Origin of the sequence: Imperialibacter sp., from assembly GCF_040222385.1 — a bacterium.
Classification (GTDB): Bacteria; Bacteroidota; Bacteroidia; order Cytophagales; family Cyclobacteriaceae; genus Imperialibacter.
In genome coordinates, this window is record NZ_JAVKDF010000004.1 from 13,649 (window position 1) to 28,347 (window position 14,699).

Genomic DNA, 14,699 nt, shown 5'->3' on the forward strand with positions numbered 1-14,699 from the left:
GGTAATGAACAGCAGGCTTTCGTGCGAAGGAAGGTAAATTTAACCTCCATCCGCCATATTATCTATTCCTTACTTTTGTTAAGGAACTCATCAAAGGGCTGCAATACTCTGAAGACTTTCGCAGCATGATCTAAAAAGTCGCCCGCAATAACCTGGCTATCGCTAGGTTTATGGCTGGCCAGAAAGCTCTTTTGTTTCAGAAGTGCTATTTCCGGGTGATCCGCATCATAGCCCTTGGGTGTCGTTTTCAGGCTTTCGCCTTCTATCTGACCAAAAGTAGCTTTGAAGTCTTTGCTGTCGAGTATTTTATGCAGCTCAGCTCCGTTATAATCTATTTCCTGCCTGATGCTTTTCAGCCAGTCCTTCTCAGGGAGATAGGCACCGCCAGCAAGCATTGAGCCACCCGGCTCCAGATGGATGTAGTAACCAGCCCTGGTATGGATTTCAGACCTTTTAGCCGCAGCGGTCACATGTGCACCAAAATGGGTTTTGTACGGTGATTTGTCCTTCGAAAAGCGCACATCCCGATAAATGCGGAAGACACAGTCTTTGGCTTTGTGGTGGCCGATGGCGGGGTCAAACTCGACAATTTTTGCAATAAGGGCATCGATGAAAACTTCGAATTCGGCTTTTGCGGCTTCATACCTTTTCTTATTTTCTGTGAACCACTCCCGGTTATTGTTCTCTTTGAGTTCTTTAAGGAATTGAAAAGTGGATTTGGATATCCCTGGCATAGCGATCAGCTTAGTTAGATTGAATAGATAAATCTACTTAATGCTTCTGAAAGAGAGAACTCACAGGCGGCTTAATTCTAATTGGTGTTCTTTACCTTTAGTGCCCGGTAGTAGTCTCTGATGTTGAAGGAAACTGGCAACACCATTCTTACAAACACTGGTTGTCCGTTTTGCTTGCCAGGAGTCCATTTAGGGCCCTCTTTGATAAGCCTGATTGCCTCCTCGTTGCAGGTCTTGCACAATCCACGTTGCACCTTGATCCCATCAACGCTCCCGTCTTTGTTGACCACAAACTGCAGGAATACTTTTCCCTCTTTCTTCTGTTGAAGTGCATCGGGCGGGTAGTTCATGTTTTGCTCCAGGTAGGTAGTGTAGTTTTTCATGCCACCTACTGGCTCCGGATTTTTGTCAGCGATTGAATAGACCTTCAAGTCCACGCCGCCCTCCATGACCTGCTCGCCCCATTCGCCCAAACTAGCCTCATACACCTTTTTTGAGGCTTGCATCAGCGAATCCTTTTTTGTGGGTTCTGGCGTTTCCCGGGAAAGACTTTCCAGGCTTTTGCTCACTGCATAGTAGAGCTGGTTGTTAGTAAAGTAGTTGTTGGAGACAATGGAATCGAACATGGCGACTACCTGCTGCCACTTGCCTTGCTTGAAGGACGTTACAGCAGAATCGATATGTCCACCGGTCAGGCTTGGGTTCTTGACGTCATCGGGGTAGGGATTCCCCGGTTTTTGTGCCGAAGCAAACAGTGGGATAGAGGTGATAGCCAGGAAATATAAAACTTTCAACATGAGTTTTCGAAGGTAAAAAAAGAGAATGACTCTACCATCTTCGGAAGAGACGGCTGGTGATGTTCACCTGTCAGGAGGTGATATTTGAATTTGCCCGATCATGATAAAAAATTGAGATGAAAGCTTTTACGTAGTGATTCTGAGAAGGTTTGAAAATGGCTGCGATAAATCAGGGTGTTGATTGGTTACCAATCGTTAAACTCCTTATTACCATAGTCCAGCGCTAGTTTCATATACTTTTTTACTTCATCATTGATGTCATCTTTGTGCATCAGCCGCAAGTAGTGCTGATAAATCTCGATTCCCGGCACCTCGCCAATGCGATGGAAGCACAGGTTGTCTGCATATTTTCTGGGCAGGGTGAGGGCCACATCAATGAACTCTTTACCTACCCTTGGTATGTAGCCAAACCTGATTTTGGCCCCCAAACCAATCTGGGTTTTGGCGGGATGCACCTCGAAGTCGCCAATTTGCTTATACTGATCAATGAAGTAGTAAAACAGCTCTACTATTTCCGGCTTTCGCCTTTCCAGAAAACTCTCCAGCGTGCGGTCGTTGCAGGAGTGGTATTGATTTTCCCTGGAAAAGCTATGGTTGCATAGGGGGCACGTCCACATATTCACCAGCAACTATGACTTCTTCAGAAACTTTGTCAGAAGCACCAACTGTTGGCCATTCACCTTGCCTTCGATTTGCTCTGCATTGTCGACTACGAGCGAAATATTGCGCACCGCCGTGCCACGCTTGGCTGTAAAGCCGCCTCCTTTTACATCCAGGTCTTTTACGAGCACCACTGTATCGCCATTGGCCAGGGTCACTCCGTTGCTGTCCTTGTGGACGACGGCCACCTCTCCGTCTTGCATCAGAGTAGCCTGGGCCCATTTCAGCTCCGATTCTTCCATGTACATCATGTCGAGCAGGTCCTGTGGCCAGCCCTCGGCTCTTAAATCATAAAGGATTCGATAGGCTTGTACCTTTACGGCTGATACTTCGCTCCAGATGGTGTCGTTAAGGCAGCGCCAGTGGTTGGAGTCAGAGGCTTCACTTTGATCTAGCTGGGCCTGACATTTACCACAAACCAGGATGCTGTTGTCGACCGTTTCGTTCTCGCCAGGTGATACCAGAAAGGTAGAAAGGTTTTCTGTGGCTTGGCAAAGCTCACACTTTGATTCACTTCTTGCTTCGAGTTCGGAGGCTACGCTCATGGTATTGGTTTAAGAGAGCGCAAAAATAAGGATTTTAAATGGAAGGAGGTTGCCATCGAGACAAATGCAATTTCGATAACGTCACCTCGATCCGACGCAGGAGGGAGAGGTCTCCTCAACCTGACTCTGCGCTCCTACAGGAAGACCTCATCCACTTCGGCTCCCTTTGGTATTACCGAGGTGACGTTGCTTAATATTAGATTATTGTTCGTTAATGATGATGTCCACCTGGCCCATGTACGTGGCCATGCGCCAGTTCGTCTTTGCTCGCATCACGTACGTCAAGTACTTCCACTGAAAAGTTGAGTTCAACGCCTGCCAGGGCATGGTTGCCGTCAATGGTAATGCCATCCATTTCCACTTTGGTAACAGTCACTACCTGCTGCCCGTTTTTAGTGCCTGCATTGAACTGCATGCCCACTTCCACTTTTTGGTCGCCGAAAGCTGAGCGTGGCATCTTCTGAATCATTCGCTCGTCACGAACGCCATAGCCTTTCTCCGGGCTCACTTTTATTTCTACTTTGTCGCCCTTCGTTTTTCCGTCCAGGCCTTCTTCCATACCTGGTATAAGGTTGCCAATGCCATGGATGTATAGTAAGGGCTGATCGCCAACGCTTGAGTCAAGCGTGGTTCCTTCGTTGTCTTTCAGGGTATAGTGGATGGAAACCACTTTTTCTTTGCCGATTTTCATTCGTTTAAATTTTGTTTTGAACAATACTAAGGGAAAAAGGAGAGAAAAAGTTTAGCGACTGGATTTTTTGATCAGATCATAAGCCGGTTAGGATGAATTCAGAGATAGATTGCTAATTTGTTATTACTTCGGAAAAACAGAGATACATCGTATGATTTTCATTGACTATTTAACTTTCGGACTAACAAAAACTAACGTTTTTATCAGTATTTTCACTTCGTTGGGTAATTATTGTGCCGGACAAAAACTACAAACACTCATCACTCTGTGAACTTAACTATTTTATGAAAAACTTTTTTTTAGTTCTGGTTCTACTAGTGCCCGCAACTATCCTCGGGCAGGATGCAGTTGAGGATCGAATCCAACAAATAAAAAGTCGGTTTTACAGCCTGACAAATAATACGCTTACGAAGCTTCAACTAGAGGGATTTGAGTTTTACTTCCAGAATGGCAACCTCAAAAAGGTTATCTCCAGGACGAATACAAATATCTATGAGTACTACTTTGATCTAGACTATACGTCACATCATGCTTACTTTATCTATACCATCGATGATAAAAATGGTAAAAAGCTGGAAAACAGGTATTACTTCGGAAAAGACGACCACCCAATCCGCTGGCTGGGTCCTGATAAGAAGGAGGTGGATTTAGAAAGCGAGGGAGGTTGCGAACAGCCCTTATTACTTATTTCAAAATCAACTGATTTCCTTATCATGTACAACAACTATCTGTTGAGTAAGAAAAATCCATCCTATAGTAGTGTTGTTGAAGAAATTGATGAGAAAATGAAGGATTTTTCGAATAGGTCACTTTTGTCGGATACAATTGAAGTTGAAAATGCTCCGGAAGAGTACTATTACTCACATAAAGTTCTCTTTTCTAGCCAGAGCGGGAAAAAAATAAAATTATTGTCTTTTTCGGGTGGAGACCACGCAGCTACCACGACAACCTCCTTTTTTGATAGCAATGAACAAGTGATGTTCGAAATTGAAGAAAATAGGGATGTTTTTGGACATTACCGTCTGACACACGGGTACTTCAAAGATGGAGATTTGTTCCGAAGGGTAGCGTTTTCAAGCGTTTCTGGAAACTGGGGTAGATGCAGAGATTTTCAATATGCTTTTATTCCGGAATTTAGTGACTACTAGATTTAACGGTGACTTGGTGCAGGTCTTGGAGATACAAAATAGACATTCTCAAAATGCCTGATTTTAAAGCTCTTTGTTAAGGTCCTTGAAGAGAAATGAGCATCGAATAAAAAAAAAGACAAGTAGTAACTGACAGCAATGGAGAGCCTCTCGGCGTTTTTTTACCAATGGAAGAGTACAACGCTTTGCTCGATGAATTGGAAGAGCTGGAGGATATCAAAGAGTACGATAGCATTAAAGCATTGAACGAGCCCACCATTCCACTACGGGAAGCTATCGCCCAAAGGAAGAAAGGCAATGGTTGATTACTTGGTTGTACTTGCCACTACAGCCCGGATATCCTCCTTGGTCAAATGAGGGTAGCTTTCCAGTAACACTTGCTCAGGCCATCCGTTAGCAATCCTGTCTAAAACGAACTCCAAAGAAATGCGAGTGCCTTTGACGGTTGGTTTACCAAGGAGGATATTTTTGTCAGAAACGATTCGATCTTGCCAGTTCATGGCTAAAGATACAAAGCGTTGCTAGATTGGTTTCACGCTTCAAAAAGCAGGCTTGATCATGAGAATGAGGTGAAGCGAACCAAGGTACGCTAGCCTTAAACTTGAAAGAAGTTGGTGAGGTGCGGAAAAATTTTTCCACCATATCTTTCTAAATTTCGCAATCACCAATTTTCAAGGCAAGATGAAAATAACATACATCTTCGGCGCAGGAGCTAGTGCCAATGCAGTTCCAATGGTTAGGGAGACAAAAGGCTACATCGAGAAGACGATCTTAGACTTCCTTGATTTTTATGGAAATGCCGATGACCTAGTGGCCAGAGACCTATCCAATAAGACGCTTCTTGATTCCCTTTTGGCTGATTTGAGATGGATTAGATTGCTTCTGAATGACTATGACACACCCGACCAGTTAGCGCTGGATTTTTACAATCAAAGGCCCGATGACAACAAGTACCCTAACCAGGAATTTGTGAAAATAAAAAACCTTATGGCCATTCTTATTCTTAAGGCGCAATTTGAAAGCGCAGGTAAAGAGGGGAGGTATCTAGCATTCTGGAAAAGAATTATGCAGGGCGACAAGTATAGGGATTTTGAACTGCCCAAAAACCTCAACTTTATAAATTGGAACTACGATTCAATGTTTTATGAAAGCCGGTTTCTCAGCAAAAGCGACTGCGAAGAAAATTCGCTGAAATACGAGGAAATTTTGAAGCCTTTCGAGAATACACTAGCAAACATTAACGGGACTGCAGGTTTTCTCGCCCAGCCTGGTAATCAAGTTAGGGCCTACTATGAACATATGCACCTCCCGTCTTATTACAAATACTTTCCATCAAGATTTCCAATTAGAGGAGACGCAGAGTTTAATTTTAAATATGAGCTCCTTAGATTACACGCAAGGCTTCAACAGTTTGAATATTCAGACAACACAGGAACCAAAAATGGAATATCTTATGCGTTTGAAGACGATGGTAAGAACAAAGAAAAGGCTCTTAACTTCGTTAAAGATTCCGATTTCATAGTAACTATCGGTTACTCCTTCCCAGAGTACAACAAAGAAATCGATCATGCGATTTTGGGTAAGTTCAAGGGAAAGCGGATATATGTTCAGGATATGAGGTCGGAAATAGCCGATAAGATAAGGCGGTTCTTTTCAAACACAGAAATTGTGAAGCATGTAAATGAAGTTGACCAGTTCTACATTCCCTATGAGTGGAAACCAGAGTGGTGATGGTACTATGGGTTCCCAAACTAAGTTCGCAGAACAATTGAATGTATTTAAATGCAGATCACAAAAAATAATAATATGGAGGAAGCAAACTCATTACTCGAAGTTTACAAGCAAAAACTGAGCGACATTAAAAATCCAAGCCATGATATCCATCAAAAATTTGAAATGTTGAGTACTCTAACTGAAGATTTGCTAAAGTCGCATGATAACCTCATGATGTACTGCAATACTCTATCTAATGCTCAAATAGCAATGGCCGAGGCTAACAAAGAATTGTCCGAAACTGTTGTTTCGATACTTCAATACATTAATAAACAGCGACAGTAGCCAGTCATATAACTGGTTGTAATAAAGGATTGGGGATGCCTACAAATTGAGCGAGTACTGATTACCAACGGCAGACACGGCCTTCAGTTTTCCATCGATAGAAAAACCGACCGTCTCCACCCGGTTTTCATTATCATCGAAAGCCTCGATGCCTATTTTTCAAATCTCAAATCCGCCGTCTCAAATTTATAAACCCTTAATCGCCTCTTCCAAGCTTTTAATCTTCGCTTCTGCATCGGCCATCTTTTGTTTTTCCATGGCCACTACCTGCTCGGGCGCACCAGCCACAAAGCGTTCGTTGCTGAGCTTCTTCATTACGGAGTTCAGGAAGCCTTTGGTATAGGTCAGCTCTTCTTCCATTTTCTTGCGCTCGGCCTCTACATCAATTTTCTCGCTCATCGGGATGTAGAACTCATCGCCTTTGATCACAAACTGTGTGGCGTTGTCCACCTTGTCGGAAGTAAAGCTTACTGAACTCAGGTTGCCCAGCTTCTGCATGATGGGCATAAAGGATTCATACAATCCTTTCTTTTCTGTATTAATCAGCAGATCAAGCGCTTCTTTTGGAGAAAGGCCTTTAGCGTTTCTTGTGTTACGGCACTGGCCAACTGCCTCAAAAGCCCAGCTAGCCTGTTCCAAAAGCTCCGCATCGAATGGCTTCTTCTCGGGCCATTCAGCAACGATGATGCAGTCTTTGTCGCTTCTTTCTTTCATCGCATGCCATAGCTCTTCGGTAAGGAAGGGCATGAACGGATGCAACACTTTCATCAGGTCTTCAAACAGCCTGATGGTGGCATCATAAGTGGCTCTGTCGATTGGAGCCTGGTAGGCTGGCTTGATCATCTCCAGGTACCAGCTACAGTAATCATCCCAAATGAGCTTGTACACCGTCATCAGCGCATCGCTCATGCGGAACTTTTCGAAGTGGTCTTCCAGCTCCACGAGAGCCTGATTGAAACGACTTTCAAACCAGCGGATGGCCATTTCGTTGTCCTTGCCCGAAAGGCTGTCATCTATTTCCCAACCGCTTACCAGGCGGTAGGCATTCCAAATCTTGTTGGAAAAATTACGGCCCTGCTCCACCAGCTTCTCGTCAAACAGCAGGTCGTTGCCTGCCGGAGAGCTGAAAAGCATGCCAGTGCGCACACCATCGGCACCAAAGTCACGAATGAGGTCGAGTGGGTCGGGCGAGTTGCCCAGCGACTTCGACATCTTGCGGCGCAATTTATCCCGCACAATACCGGTCAGATACACGTCTTTGAAGGGCCGCTGCCCGGTGTACTCATAGCCTGCAATGATCATCCGGGCCACCCAGAAGAAGAGAATCTCCGGAGCTGTTACCAGCGTGTCGGTAGGGTAGAAGTAGCCCAGGTCTTTGGCCTTGGTCAGGTCAATTTTGCCAGTTGCCTTGTCGAAGCTTTCGTCGGCAAAGCCGCCAAAGGTCTCCGTTGGCCAGAGCCAGCTCGACGCCCAGGTGTCGAGCACGTCAGCGTCTTGCTTCAGGTCATCAGCGTTCAGTGCAGCATTGCCGCTGGCTTTTTGGGCCATGGCCAGTGCTTCCTCAATGGTTTCTGCCACCACAAAGTCGTTTTCCCCTTCGCCGTAGTAGTAAGCGGGAATGCGGTGACCCCACCAAAGCTGCCGACTGATGCACCAGTCACGCACGTTTTCCATCCAGTAGGCGTAGGTGTTCTTGAACTTGTTGGGGTGCAATTTCACCTCATCGTCCATCACGGCTTTGTAGGCACGGGTGGAAATGTCTTTCATTTTGATGAACCACTGTAGCGAAAGCTTGGGTTCAACCACGGTGTTGGTTCTTTCGGAACGACCAATGCGTGTAACAAACTCTTCTGAGCCAACAAGTATCCCGGCAGCATCAAGGTCTTTTACCACCATTTTTCTAACGATAAAGCGATCTCTGCCCACATAAGCTGGCACGCCGCACTTTTCGTTCAAGGTGCCGTCGAGGTCAATGGTGTCAATCACCTCCAGGTTGTGACGCTGACCAATTTCGTAGTCGTTGGGGTCGTGGGCTGGTGTTACTTTCAGGCAGCCTGTACCAAATTCCTTGTCAACGTAGTCGTCGGCAATGATTGGAATTTCACGGTTGATGAAAGGCACAAGGGCGTGCTTGCCGATCAAATGCTTGTAACGTTCATCGGTGGGGTTAACAGCAATGGCAGTGTCGCCCATGATGGTTTCCGGACGCTGCGTGGCAATGACCACAAACTCATTGGGGCTATCTTTGATGGCATATTTTACAGAGTAAAGCAGCGACTTTTCGCCGTCCTCCTTATAGATAACTTCTTCGTTGGAAAGGGCGGTTTTGGCCTCACAGTCCCAGTTGATCATGCGCAGGCCACGGTAGATATAGCCTTTGTTGTAAAGGTCAACGAATACCCGGATTACCGCTTTATAGTAGTCGGGATCCATGGTGAAGGCGGTGCGATCCCAGTCGCAGCTGGCACCCAGCTTTTTGAGCTGCTCCAGGATGATGCCGCCGTATTTTTCCTTCCACTCCCAGGCATACTTCATGAACTCGTCCCGGCCGATTTCCGACTTTTTGATGCCTTTTTCACGTAGCATGGCCACCACTTTGGCTTCGGTAGCGATGGAGGCATGGTCGGTGCCAGGCACCCAGCAAGCTTCAAAACCCTGCATTCTTGCCTTGCGGATGAGGATGTCCTGAATAGTATTGTTGAGCATATGGCCCATGTGCAATACGCCCGTGACGTTCGGCGGAGGAATAACGATGGTGTAAGGTTTTTTGTCTGGATTGGGTGTGGCTTTAAAAAAGCCTTGCTCCATCCAGTGCTTGTACCATTTGTCCTCTACCTGAGTTGGGTCGTATTTGGTAGCCAGTGCCATAAAGTGTCTGTATCTTCTTGAGTTGAAATTCGAGGGGCAAAAGTAATGAAAATCTGCTTGAATGAGGGCGAGACTGCCCTTGCTTTGTTAAACTTTAGAAGTTTATGGATATTAGGAAGGTCGATACACATTATTTTAGCTCACGATGGCAAACTTAAAGAGGAATATCCTGGCGATCGCCTTTGTGGTTGCGCACATTTCCGCAGATGCCCAAATGACAAGTCATGACGCTGAACAGGCGGCCTGGATACAGGCTGTGACTTCGTCGATGGTTTATACCGAGAAACTATACACGCCTAAGGCGGTCGTTGTAGACGCTGATAAAAATGGACTAAGGGCCATAGATGTAAATGGGCTTTCTGATTTTTATAGAAATAAAGGATGGAAGAAGGTGGAGTCGCTGCAATCAATCGGGGCTACTGATGCCAATGTACATATTGGTTATGAGATTGTCACTTTTAAGGCAGGTGATGAAAGCTATACGCAGTTGATTATCTGGAATCAGAAAAACGGTGGGCCATTGCGAGAGCTTGAGGTAATTGGACGGTCTGTAAACCAAGGCAACGTAACTGCTGAAGTGCTTGATGCGCCCAGAGCCAAATGGATACGGCTATGTAATGAACATGATCCACTGAAGCTGGTTGCTGAGTTGTACACCGCAGATGCGATGTACTACAACCATAAACCGATGATAGTCGGTACGGAAGCTATAGCAAAAGAGTACTGGTACATGGGTAACTCCAGCTATCAATTGAGTTTGACTCCTATCGTGATTGAAATGGTCAACCCGGACTTGGCTTTTGAGATTGGCCAGTGTTCGGGCAGCTACAACGGGAAATATGTGTTGGTGTGGAAAAAAAGCGCTGACAAAGGCTGGCAAGTGGCGCTAGACTCTAATATTTGAGACCTGGCAATTAATAGGTTAACTTAGGTTGATATTTTTTTAATAGAAGCGAGCCGACTCATGAACGAATAAAACTTCCAGGAGCAAAAAGTAACAGAATACTAAGTTAATGGTGTGCTTTGACTATTCTGTAAAAAATCTTTCAAACAAGAAATCCAATTGGAGGTTTCGTCACGTAAGTAGCTTCGAAATGTTCCTGAAACATGAGTAACCTTAGAAAAAGTAACCTTTAAAAACAAAATGGAATTAACAGCAACTGCACCGTCAAACTCGGGAGAAATTCAATGGAAGCAACTATGGAGCCTTGTAGCGCTTTATGCTTCGGTTATCATAGGATGGATTGCCTATTACAACTACCAGCCCATACTCCTTCATAAGTATAACTTCACAGACCTAACGCTCTTTCTTTTTATAGCCCAGGGTATCATCATGGTGGTGACACCGCCTATTGCCGGACTTTTGGGCGACAGGTTCAGAAAATCAAAAGGCAACAGACTCCCCATCATCAGTGCTGGCATTAGTGCCGCTGCCATGGTGTTTATGTCTGTAGCGTTTACGCTTATCATGGATCCGGGAGAAACCTTTAAATGGATACTGCCTATCCTTATTGTGCTTTGGCTGGCTTCCATGAGTATTTTCACAAGTCCCGCCATTTCAACCATTGACCTGTTTGCTCCTGCAAATAAATTGCCCCGGGCTATGGCCATTATCACGATTGTTTATGGTGCATTGTATGCCTTAGAACCAGTGATTGTTGACTTGGTAGATCTCCTTGGCCCCCCGCTGACATTCGTTGTAGGAGGTGTTATTACCGCAGGTTCGGGCTTTTTGATGAAAAAGAGCATGGGTAAGAGTCTTGACGGTATTGTGACGGATATTAAGAAAGAGGATAAAAAGAAATCAGATTACACATACGCATTCATTGTGGGCCTTGCTTTTGGTATTTCTACCACCATTCTGTTCAATATGTTTCCTGGTTGGTTGGAGCCAAAAATTGGTCACGTCTTCGATATAAACAGCAGTGTGATCATATCGGTCGTCCTCTTTCTGTCTGCTGTTTTCTCACTGCCGATCAGCCGAATTGTTGAAAAAAGGCCACTTTACATATCATTGCTTGTAAGCGTAGTTGCAATTTTCGCTATCATTTTCGCTATCTACTTTGTGGAAAACTCCTACCTGACACTTATTCTTCTGCTGCTCTTCTCGTTTTTCTACAGCATGGTGTCGGTTTGTGGCTTGCCACTTGCGCTTAGCGTAGTCAACGACAAGAACAAAGTATTTGGCGTCGGGATCTTTTTCGCTGGGTTCGAATTGCCCAACGGAATTCTCGAAGCGATATTGGTTGCTCAAGGGCTTTACTGATTAAGATTCCTTGATCATTCTTTTAACTTTGCTGTAGTTGAAAGAACAAGACCCAAAGATGATTATAACAGCAAACGATCCCTCATTAAAATCATGGGTAGAAGTCAGGCCGGGGTCTGACTTCCCCATTCAAAACCTACCCTTCGGTATTTTTCAAACGGCAAACACCCAGCCCAGGGTAGGCGTAGCCATCGGCGACTACGTGCTTGACCTAAAAATGCTTGCCCACGAAGGGTTTCTGGATGCGCTTCATATTCCAGAATCGGTGTTTGCTCAACCCTACCTGAATGAACTAATGGCATACGGAAAGGAAAAGACAAGTGCACTAAGAAACAGAATAGCCGACCTTCTCAATGATGAAAACGAAGACCTCAGAGATGAAGAGGATCTGCTTCCCGACTTGCTGGTACCTATGAAAGAGGCAAAACTGCTCATGCCGGTGAAAGTAGGCGACTACACTGATTTCTATTCCAGCAAAGAGCACGCTACCAATGTGGGCACCATGTTTCGGGATCCTGAAAATGCTTTGCTGCCCAATTGGAAGCACTTGCCGGTGGGTTATCATGGCAGGGCGTCGTCCATTATCGTGAGTGGTGAGCCCATCCGTAGGCCGAAAGGGCAGAGAAAGGATGGCGATAAAGACCAACCGGTATTTGGCCCAAGCGGCCGCCTTGACTTTGAACTGGAGATGGCATTCATCACCTGCAAAGAGAACAAGCTGGGAGAAAGTATTTCGACTTCGGAAGCTGACGACTACATTTTCGGCTTTGTGCTTTTCAACGACTGGTCGGCTCGTGATATGCAGGCGTGGGAGTATGTGCCGCTGGGGCCGTTTCTTGCCAAAAATTTTGCATCGTCTGTGTCGCCATGGGTAGTGACACTGGATGCACTGGAGCCATTCAGGGTGGCGGGGCCAAAGCAGGAACCAGAAGTTCTGCCTTACCTGAAGGCCGAAGGACTCAGTAATTTTGATATCAATCTCGAAGTGGGGATTCAGCCTAAAGGAAGCACAGAGAAAGTGGTGTGCCGATCCAACTTCAAGCACATGTACTGGAACATTCGCCAGCAGCTGGCCCACCACACCGTCAACGGCTGCAATATCAACGTAGGCGATATGTATGCTTCTGGCACGATCAGCGGCCCCACGCCCGATAGCTATGGATCTATGCTGGAGCTGGCCTGGAAGGGAACCAAACCGATACCTATGCCCGATGGCACCACCCGAAGTTTTTTGCAGGATGGCGATACGGTGACGATGAGGGGATATGCAGAAAAAGATGGGGTAAGAATTGGTTTTGGTGAAGTAAAGGCTGAAATTTTACCAGCTACTTAAACGCTCCATCCTATGAAATCCATTCTCCTTACATTTATGCTTGCAGGTTTTTTTATGGTTAAGGCCCAACCAATCAAAGTGGCCTGTGTTGGCGACAGCATCACCGAAGGTCATGGTATTGAGGAGGAGGACAAACGATACCCGCAGGTGCTGGGGCAGCTGCTGGGCAATGGCTATGAGGTTAGAAATTACGGCATCAGTGGCCGGACGCTTTTGAAACAGGGCGACTTTCCCTATTGGAACGAACCGAAGTACACAGAGGTGTTGGCCTGGCAGCCTGATATCGTGGTCATCAAGCTGGGTACCAACGACAGCAAGCCGCAGAACTGGAAATACAAAGGCGATTTTATCGACGAATACCTCGAGTTTATTCGGTCATTTGCCTCTTTGCCCAGCCAGCCAAAAATCTACATTTGCCTGCCGGTGCCAGTTTACAAAGACGCTTTTAATATTACCGAGGAAGTAGTAAAAGGAGGCGTAATTCCCAGAGTGGAGCAAACGGCAAAGGAGGCGAAGCTGAAGACCATCGACCTTTACAAGGCATTGTCAGGCCATCCCGAAATGTTCCCTGATGGTGTGCACCCCGATGCTGCTGGGGCAAACCTGATAGCCGAAGCTGTTTACAAGAAAATCAAATAATATGGATCACGTGATGACCATTGACCCAAAGGATGTAAGTGTGCCGGCTTTGCATGGGCTCATGCAGGGCGTGGTGGCCCCGAGACCTATTGCTTTCGCTAGCACGATTGATAAAGAAGGCAGGGTCAATCTGAGTCCTTTCAGCTTTTTCAACATGTTCAGCTCTAATCCCCCTATGCTTATTTTTTCTCCCTCAAGAAGGGTGCGTGACAATTCTACCAAGCACACATTGGACAATGTGCACGAACATGGGGAGGTGGTGATCAATATTGTGAGCTACGCCATGGTGCAGCAAATGTCGCTGTCGAGCACCGAGTATGAGAAAGGCGTTAATGAGTTTGTGAAGGCTGGTTTTACGGAAGTTCCGTCAGAAAAAGTTAAACCACCCAGGGTAGCCGAGTCACCCGCATCTTTTGAGTGCAGCGTAAAGCAAATCCTTCCGTTGGGTGATCAGGGAGGTGCCGGCAACCTGGTGATTTGCGAGGTATTGCTCATGCATTTCAAAAAAGAGATATTGGACGAGCAGGGGAGGGTGGATACAGAAAAAGTGGACACAGTTGCCCGCATGGGAGGCAACTGGTATTGCAGAGCCCACGGCGAGGCTTTGTTTGAAGTACCGAAGCCTTTAGAGAAAAAGGGAATGGGCGTGGATAAGCTGCCAGAGCGTATCAGACTCAGCAGCGTGCTCACAGGCAATGATCTTGGCATGCTGGGTAACGTGGAGCACCTGCCCAGCGATGAAGAGGTAAGGGAGTATCATAAGCACGAAAAAGTACAGCTGCTAGTCGAGGAATACGAAAACGATCCTACTGGTTTCGAGGAGGCCCTGCATCAGCTCGCCCAGCAATACCTGCATGATGGATATGTGGAGATAGCGTGGAAGATTTTGTTGCAGATTTAGAAAGAGCAGAAAAAAGGAAAGCCATCCCTTTCAGGGACGGCCTTGCCTATCTACTACAT

The 14,699-nt window shown here is 46.0% G+C and carries 16 protein-coding genes; 9 read left to right on the top strand and 7 right to left on the bottom strand.

Annotated features, from left to right (window positions below; all coding sequences use genetic code 11):
* Nucleotides 1-62: 62 nt before the first annotated feature.
* The 5 genes from RIG68_RS00895 to RIG68_RS00915 all read right to left on the bottom strand — a co-directional run bounded on the left by RIG68_RS00895 (nt 63) and on the right by RIG68_RS00915 (nt 3,427).
* Nucleotides 63-734 carry a DUF2461 domain-containing protein gene (locus tag RIG68_RS00895; RefSeq protein WP_350117815.1) on the bottom strand — a complete coding sequence of 224 codons (672 nt, stop codon included), beginning with the start codon at nt 732-734 and terminating at the stop codon, nt 63-65.
* A 77-nt stretch (nt 735-811) separates the two neighbouring features.
* Nucleotides 812-1,531, bottom strand: coding sequence for an energy transducer TonB (locus RIG68_RS00900; RefSeq protein ID WP_350117817.1), 720 nt, complete (start codon nt 1,529-1,531; stop codon nt 812-814).
* 185 nt (nt 1,532-1,716) lie between these two features.
* Nucleotides 1,717-2,148, bottom strand: coding sequence for a DUF5655 domain-containing protein (locus tag RIG68_RS00905; protein WP_350069767.1), 432 nt, complete (start codon nt 2,146-2,148; stop codon nt 1,717-1,719).
* Nucleotides 2,149-2,160: 12 nt separating this feature from the next.
* Nucleotides 2,161-2,736 (bottom strand): PhnA domain-containing protein, encoded by a 576-nt coding sequence (locus tag RIG68_RS00910; protein ID WP_350069764.1) that lies wholly within the window; start codon nt 2,734-2,736, stop codon nt 2,161-2,163.
* Between the two features lie 211 nt (nt 2,737-2,947).
* Nucleotides 2,948-3,427: an FKBP-type peptidyl-prolyl cis-trans isomerase gene (locus RIG68_RS00915; RefSeq protein WP_350117819.1), complete on the bottom strand. Its 480-nt coding sequence runs from the start codon at nt 3,425-3,427 to the stop codon at nt 2,948-2,950.
* Between the two features lie 284 nt (nt 3,428-3,711).
* Here RIG68_RS00915 and RIG68_RS00920 point away from each other — a divergent pair, with 284 nt between their 5' ends.
* Nucleotides 3,712-4,575: a hypothetical protein gene (locus tag RIG68_RS00920; RefSeq protein WP_350117820.1), complete on the top strand. Its 864-nt coding sequence runs from the start codon at nt 3,712-3,714 to the stop codon at nt 4,573-4,575.
* Between the two features lie 167 nt (nt 4,576-4,742).
* Complete coding sequence (locus RIG68_RS00925) at nt 4,743-4,880, top strand: hypothetical protein (protein WP_350117821.1); 138 nt, start codon at nt 4,743-4,745, stop codon at nt 4,878-4,880.
* Here the strand turns inward: RIG68_RS00925 and RIG68_RS00930 are convergent, their stop codons facing one another.
* Nucleotides 4,881-5,075: a DUF433 domain-containing protein gene (locus RIG68_RS00930; RefSeq protein WP_350117822.1), complete on the bottom strand. Its 195-nt coding sequence runs from the start codon at nt 5,073-5,075 to the stop codon at nt 4,881-4,883.
* A 181-nt stretch (nt 5,076-5,256) separates the two neighbouring features.
* Between RIG68_RS00930 and RIG68_RS00935 the strand changes: the two genes are divergently transcribed.
* Both RIG68_RS00935 and RIG68_RS00940 read left to right on the top strand, forming a co-directional pair.
* Nucleotides 5,257-6,306 carry a hypothetical protein gene (locus tag RIG68_RS00935; protein WP_350117824.1) on the top strand — a complete coding sequence of 350 codons (1,050 nt, stop codon included), beginning with the start codon at nt 5,257-5,259 and terminating at the stop codon, nt 6,304-6,306.
* 75 nt (nt 6,307-6,381) lie between these two features.
* Entirely contained in the window at nt 6,382-6,633 is a 252-nt protein-coding gene (locus tag RIG68_RS00940; protein WP_350117826.1) for a hypothetical protein, read from the top strand.
* A 186-nt stretch (nt 6,634-6,819) separates the two neighbouring features.
* On the opposite strand, the gene RIG68_RS00945 is transcribed toward RIG68_RS00940, so the two are convergent.
* A complete protein-coding gene (locus RIG68_RS00945; RefSeq protein ID WP_350117828.1) occupies nt 6,820-9,501 on the bottom strand; it encodes a valine--tRNA ligase in 2,682 nt (893 codons plus the stop codon).
* A 145-nt stretch (nt 9,502-9,646) separates the two neighbouring features.
* On the opposite strand from RIG68_RS00945, the gene RIG68_RS00950 reads away from it, so the two are divergent.
* The 5 genes from RIG68_RS00950 to RIG68_RS00970 all read left to right on the top strand — a co-directional run bounded on the left by RIG68_RS00950 (nt 9,647) and on the right by RIG68_RS00970 (nt 14,640).
* On the top strand, nt 9,647-10,405 hold the full coding sequence (locus tag RIG68_RS00950) for a YybH family protein (RefSeq protein WP_350117830.1): 759 nt from the start codon (nt 9,647-9,649) through the stop codon (nt 10,403-10,405).
* Between the two features lie 240 nt (nt 10,406-10,645).
* Nucleotides 10,646-11,767 (top strand): MFS transporter, encoded by a 1,122-nt coding sequence (locus RIG68_RS00955; RefSeq protein WP_350117832.1) that lies wholly within the window; start codon nt 10,646-10,648, stop codon nt 11,765-11,767.
* Nucleotides 11,768-11,825: 58 nt separating this feature from the next.
* Nucleotides 11,826-13,100, top strand: a complete 1,275-nt coding sequence (fahA, locus tag RIG68_RS00960; RefSeq protein WP_350117834.1) for a fumarylacetoacetase — start codon at nt 11,826-11,828, stop codon at nt 13,098-13,100.
* A gap of 12 nt (nt 13,101-13,112) precedes the next feature.
* Nucleotides 13,113-13,739, top strand: coding sequence for a GDSL-type esterase/lipase family protein (locus RIG68_RS00965; protein WP_350117836.1), 627 nt, complete (start codon nt 13,113-13,115; stop codon nt 13,737-13,739).
* 1 nt (nt 13,740) lies between these two features.
* Nucleotides 13,741-14,640 (top strand): flavin reductase family protein, encoded by a 900-nt coding sequence (locus tag RIG68_RS00970; RefSeq protein ID WP_350117837.1) that lies wholly within the window; start codon nt 13,741-13,743, stop codon nt 14,638-14,640.
* Nucleotides 14,641-14,699 lie beyond the last annotated feature (59 nt).

Bases quoted from the DNA above. Each gene is read 5' to 3' on its own strand.
- RIG68_RS00895 (WP_350117815.1), bottom strand. From the start codon at position 734: ATGCCAGGGATATCCAAATCCACTTTTCAATTCCTTAAAGAACTCAAA.
- RIG68_RS00900 (WP_350117817.1), bottom strand. From the start codon at position 1,531: ATGTTGAAAGTTTTATATTTCCTGGCTATCACCTCTATCCCACTGTTT.
- RIG68_RS00905 (WP_350069767.1), bottom strand. From the start codon at position 2,148: ATGTGGACGTGCCCCCTATGCAACCATAGCTTTTCCAGGGAAAATCAA.
- RIG68_RS00910 (WP_350069764.1), bottom strand. From the start codon at position 2,736: ATGAGCGTAGCCTCCGAACTCGAAGCAAGAAGTGAATCAAAGTGTGAG.
- RIG68_RS00915 (WP_350117819.1), bottom strand. From the start codon at position 3,427: ATGAAAATCGGCAAAGAAAAAGTGGTTTCCATCCACTATACCCTGAAA.
- RIG68_RS00920 (WP_350117820.1), top strand. From the start codon at position 3,712: ATGAAAAACTTTTTTTTAGTTCTGGTTCTACTAGTGCCCGCAACTATC.
- RIG68_RS00925 (WP_350117821.1), top strand. From the start codon at position 4,743: ATGGAAGAGTACAACGCTTTGCTCGATGAATTGGAAGAGCTGGAGGAT.
- RIG68_RS00930 (WP_350117822.1), bottom strand. From the start codon at position 5,075: ATGAACTGGCAAGATCGAATCGTTTCTGACAAAAATATCCTCCTTGGT.
- RIG68_RS00935 (WP_350117824.1), top strand. From the start codon at position 5,257: ATGAAAATAACATACATCTTCGGCGCAGGAGCTAGTGCCAATGCAGTT.
- RIG68_RS00940 (WP_350117826.1), top strand. From the start codon at position 6,382: ATGGAGGAAGCAAACTCATTACTCGAAGTTTACAAGCAAAAACTGAGC.
- RIG68_RS00945 (WP_350117828.1), bottom strand. From the start codon at position 9,501: ATGGCACTGGCTACCAAATACGACCCAACTCAGGTAGAGGACAAATGG.
- RIG68_RS00950 (WP_350117830.1), top strand. From the start codon at position 9,647: ATGGCAAACTTAAAGAGGAATATCCTGGCGATCGCCTTTGTGGTTGCG.
- RIG68_RS00955 (WP_350117832.1), top strand. From the start codon at position 10,646: ATGGAATTAACAGCAACTGCACCGTCAAACTCGGGAGAAATTCAATGG.
- fahA (WP_350117834.1), top strand. From the start codon at position 11,826: ATGATTATAACAGCAAACGATCCCTCATTAAAATCATGGGTAGAAGTC.
- RIG68_RS00965 (WP_350117836.1), top strand. From the start codon at position 13,113: ATGAAATCCATTCTCCTTACATTTATGCTTGCAGGTTTTTTTATGGTT.
- RIG68_RS00970 (WP_350117837.1), top strand. From the start codon at position 13,741: ATGGATCACGTGATGACCATTGACCCAAAGGATGTAAGTGTGCCGGCT.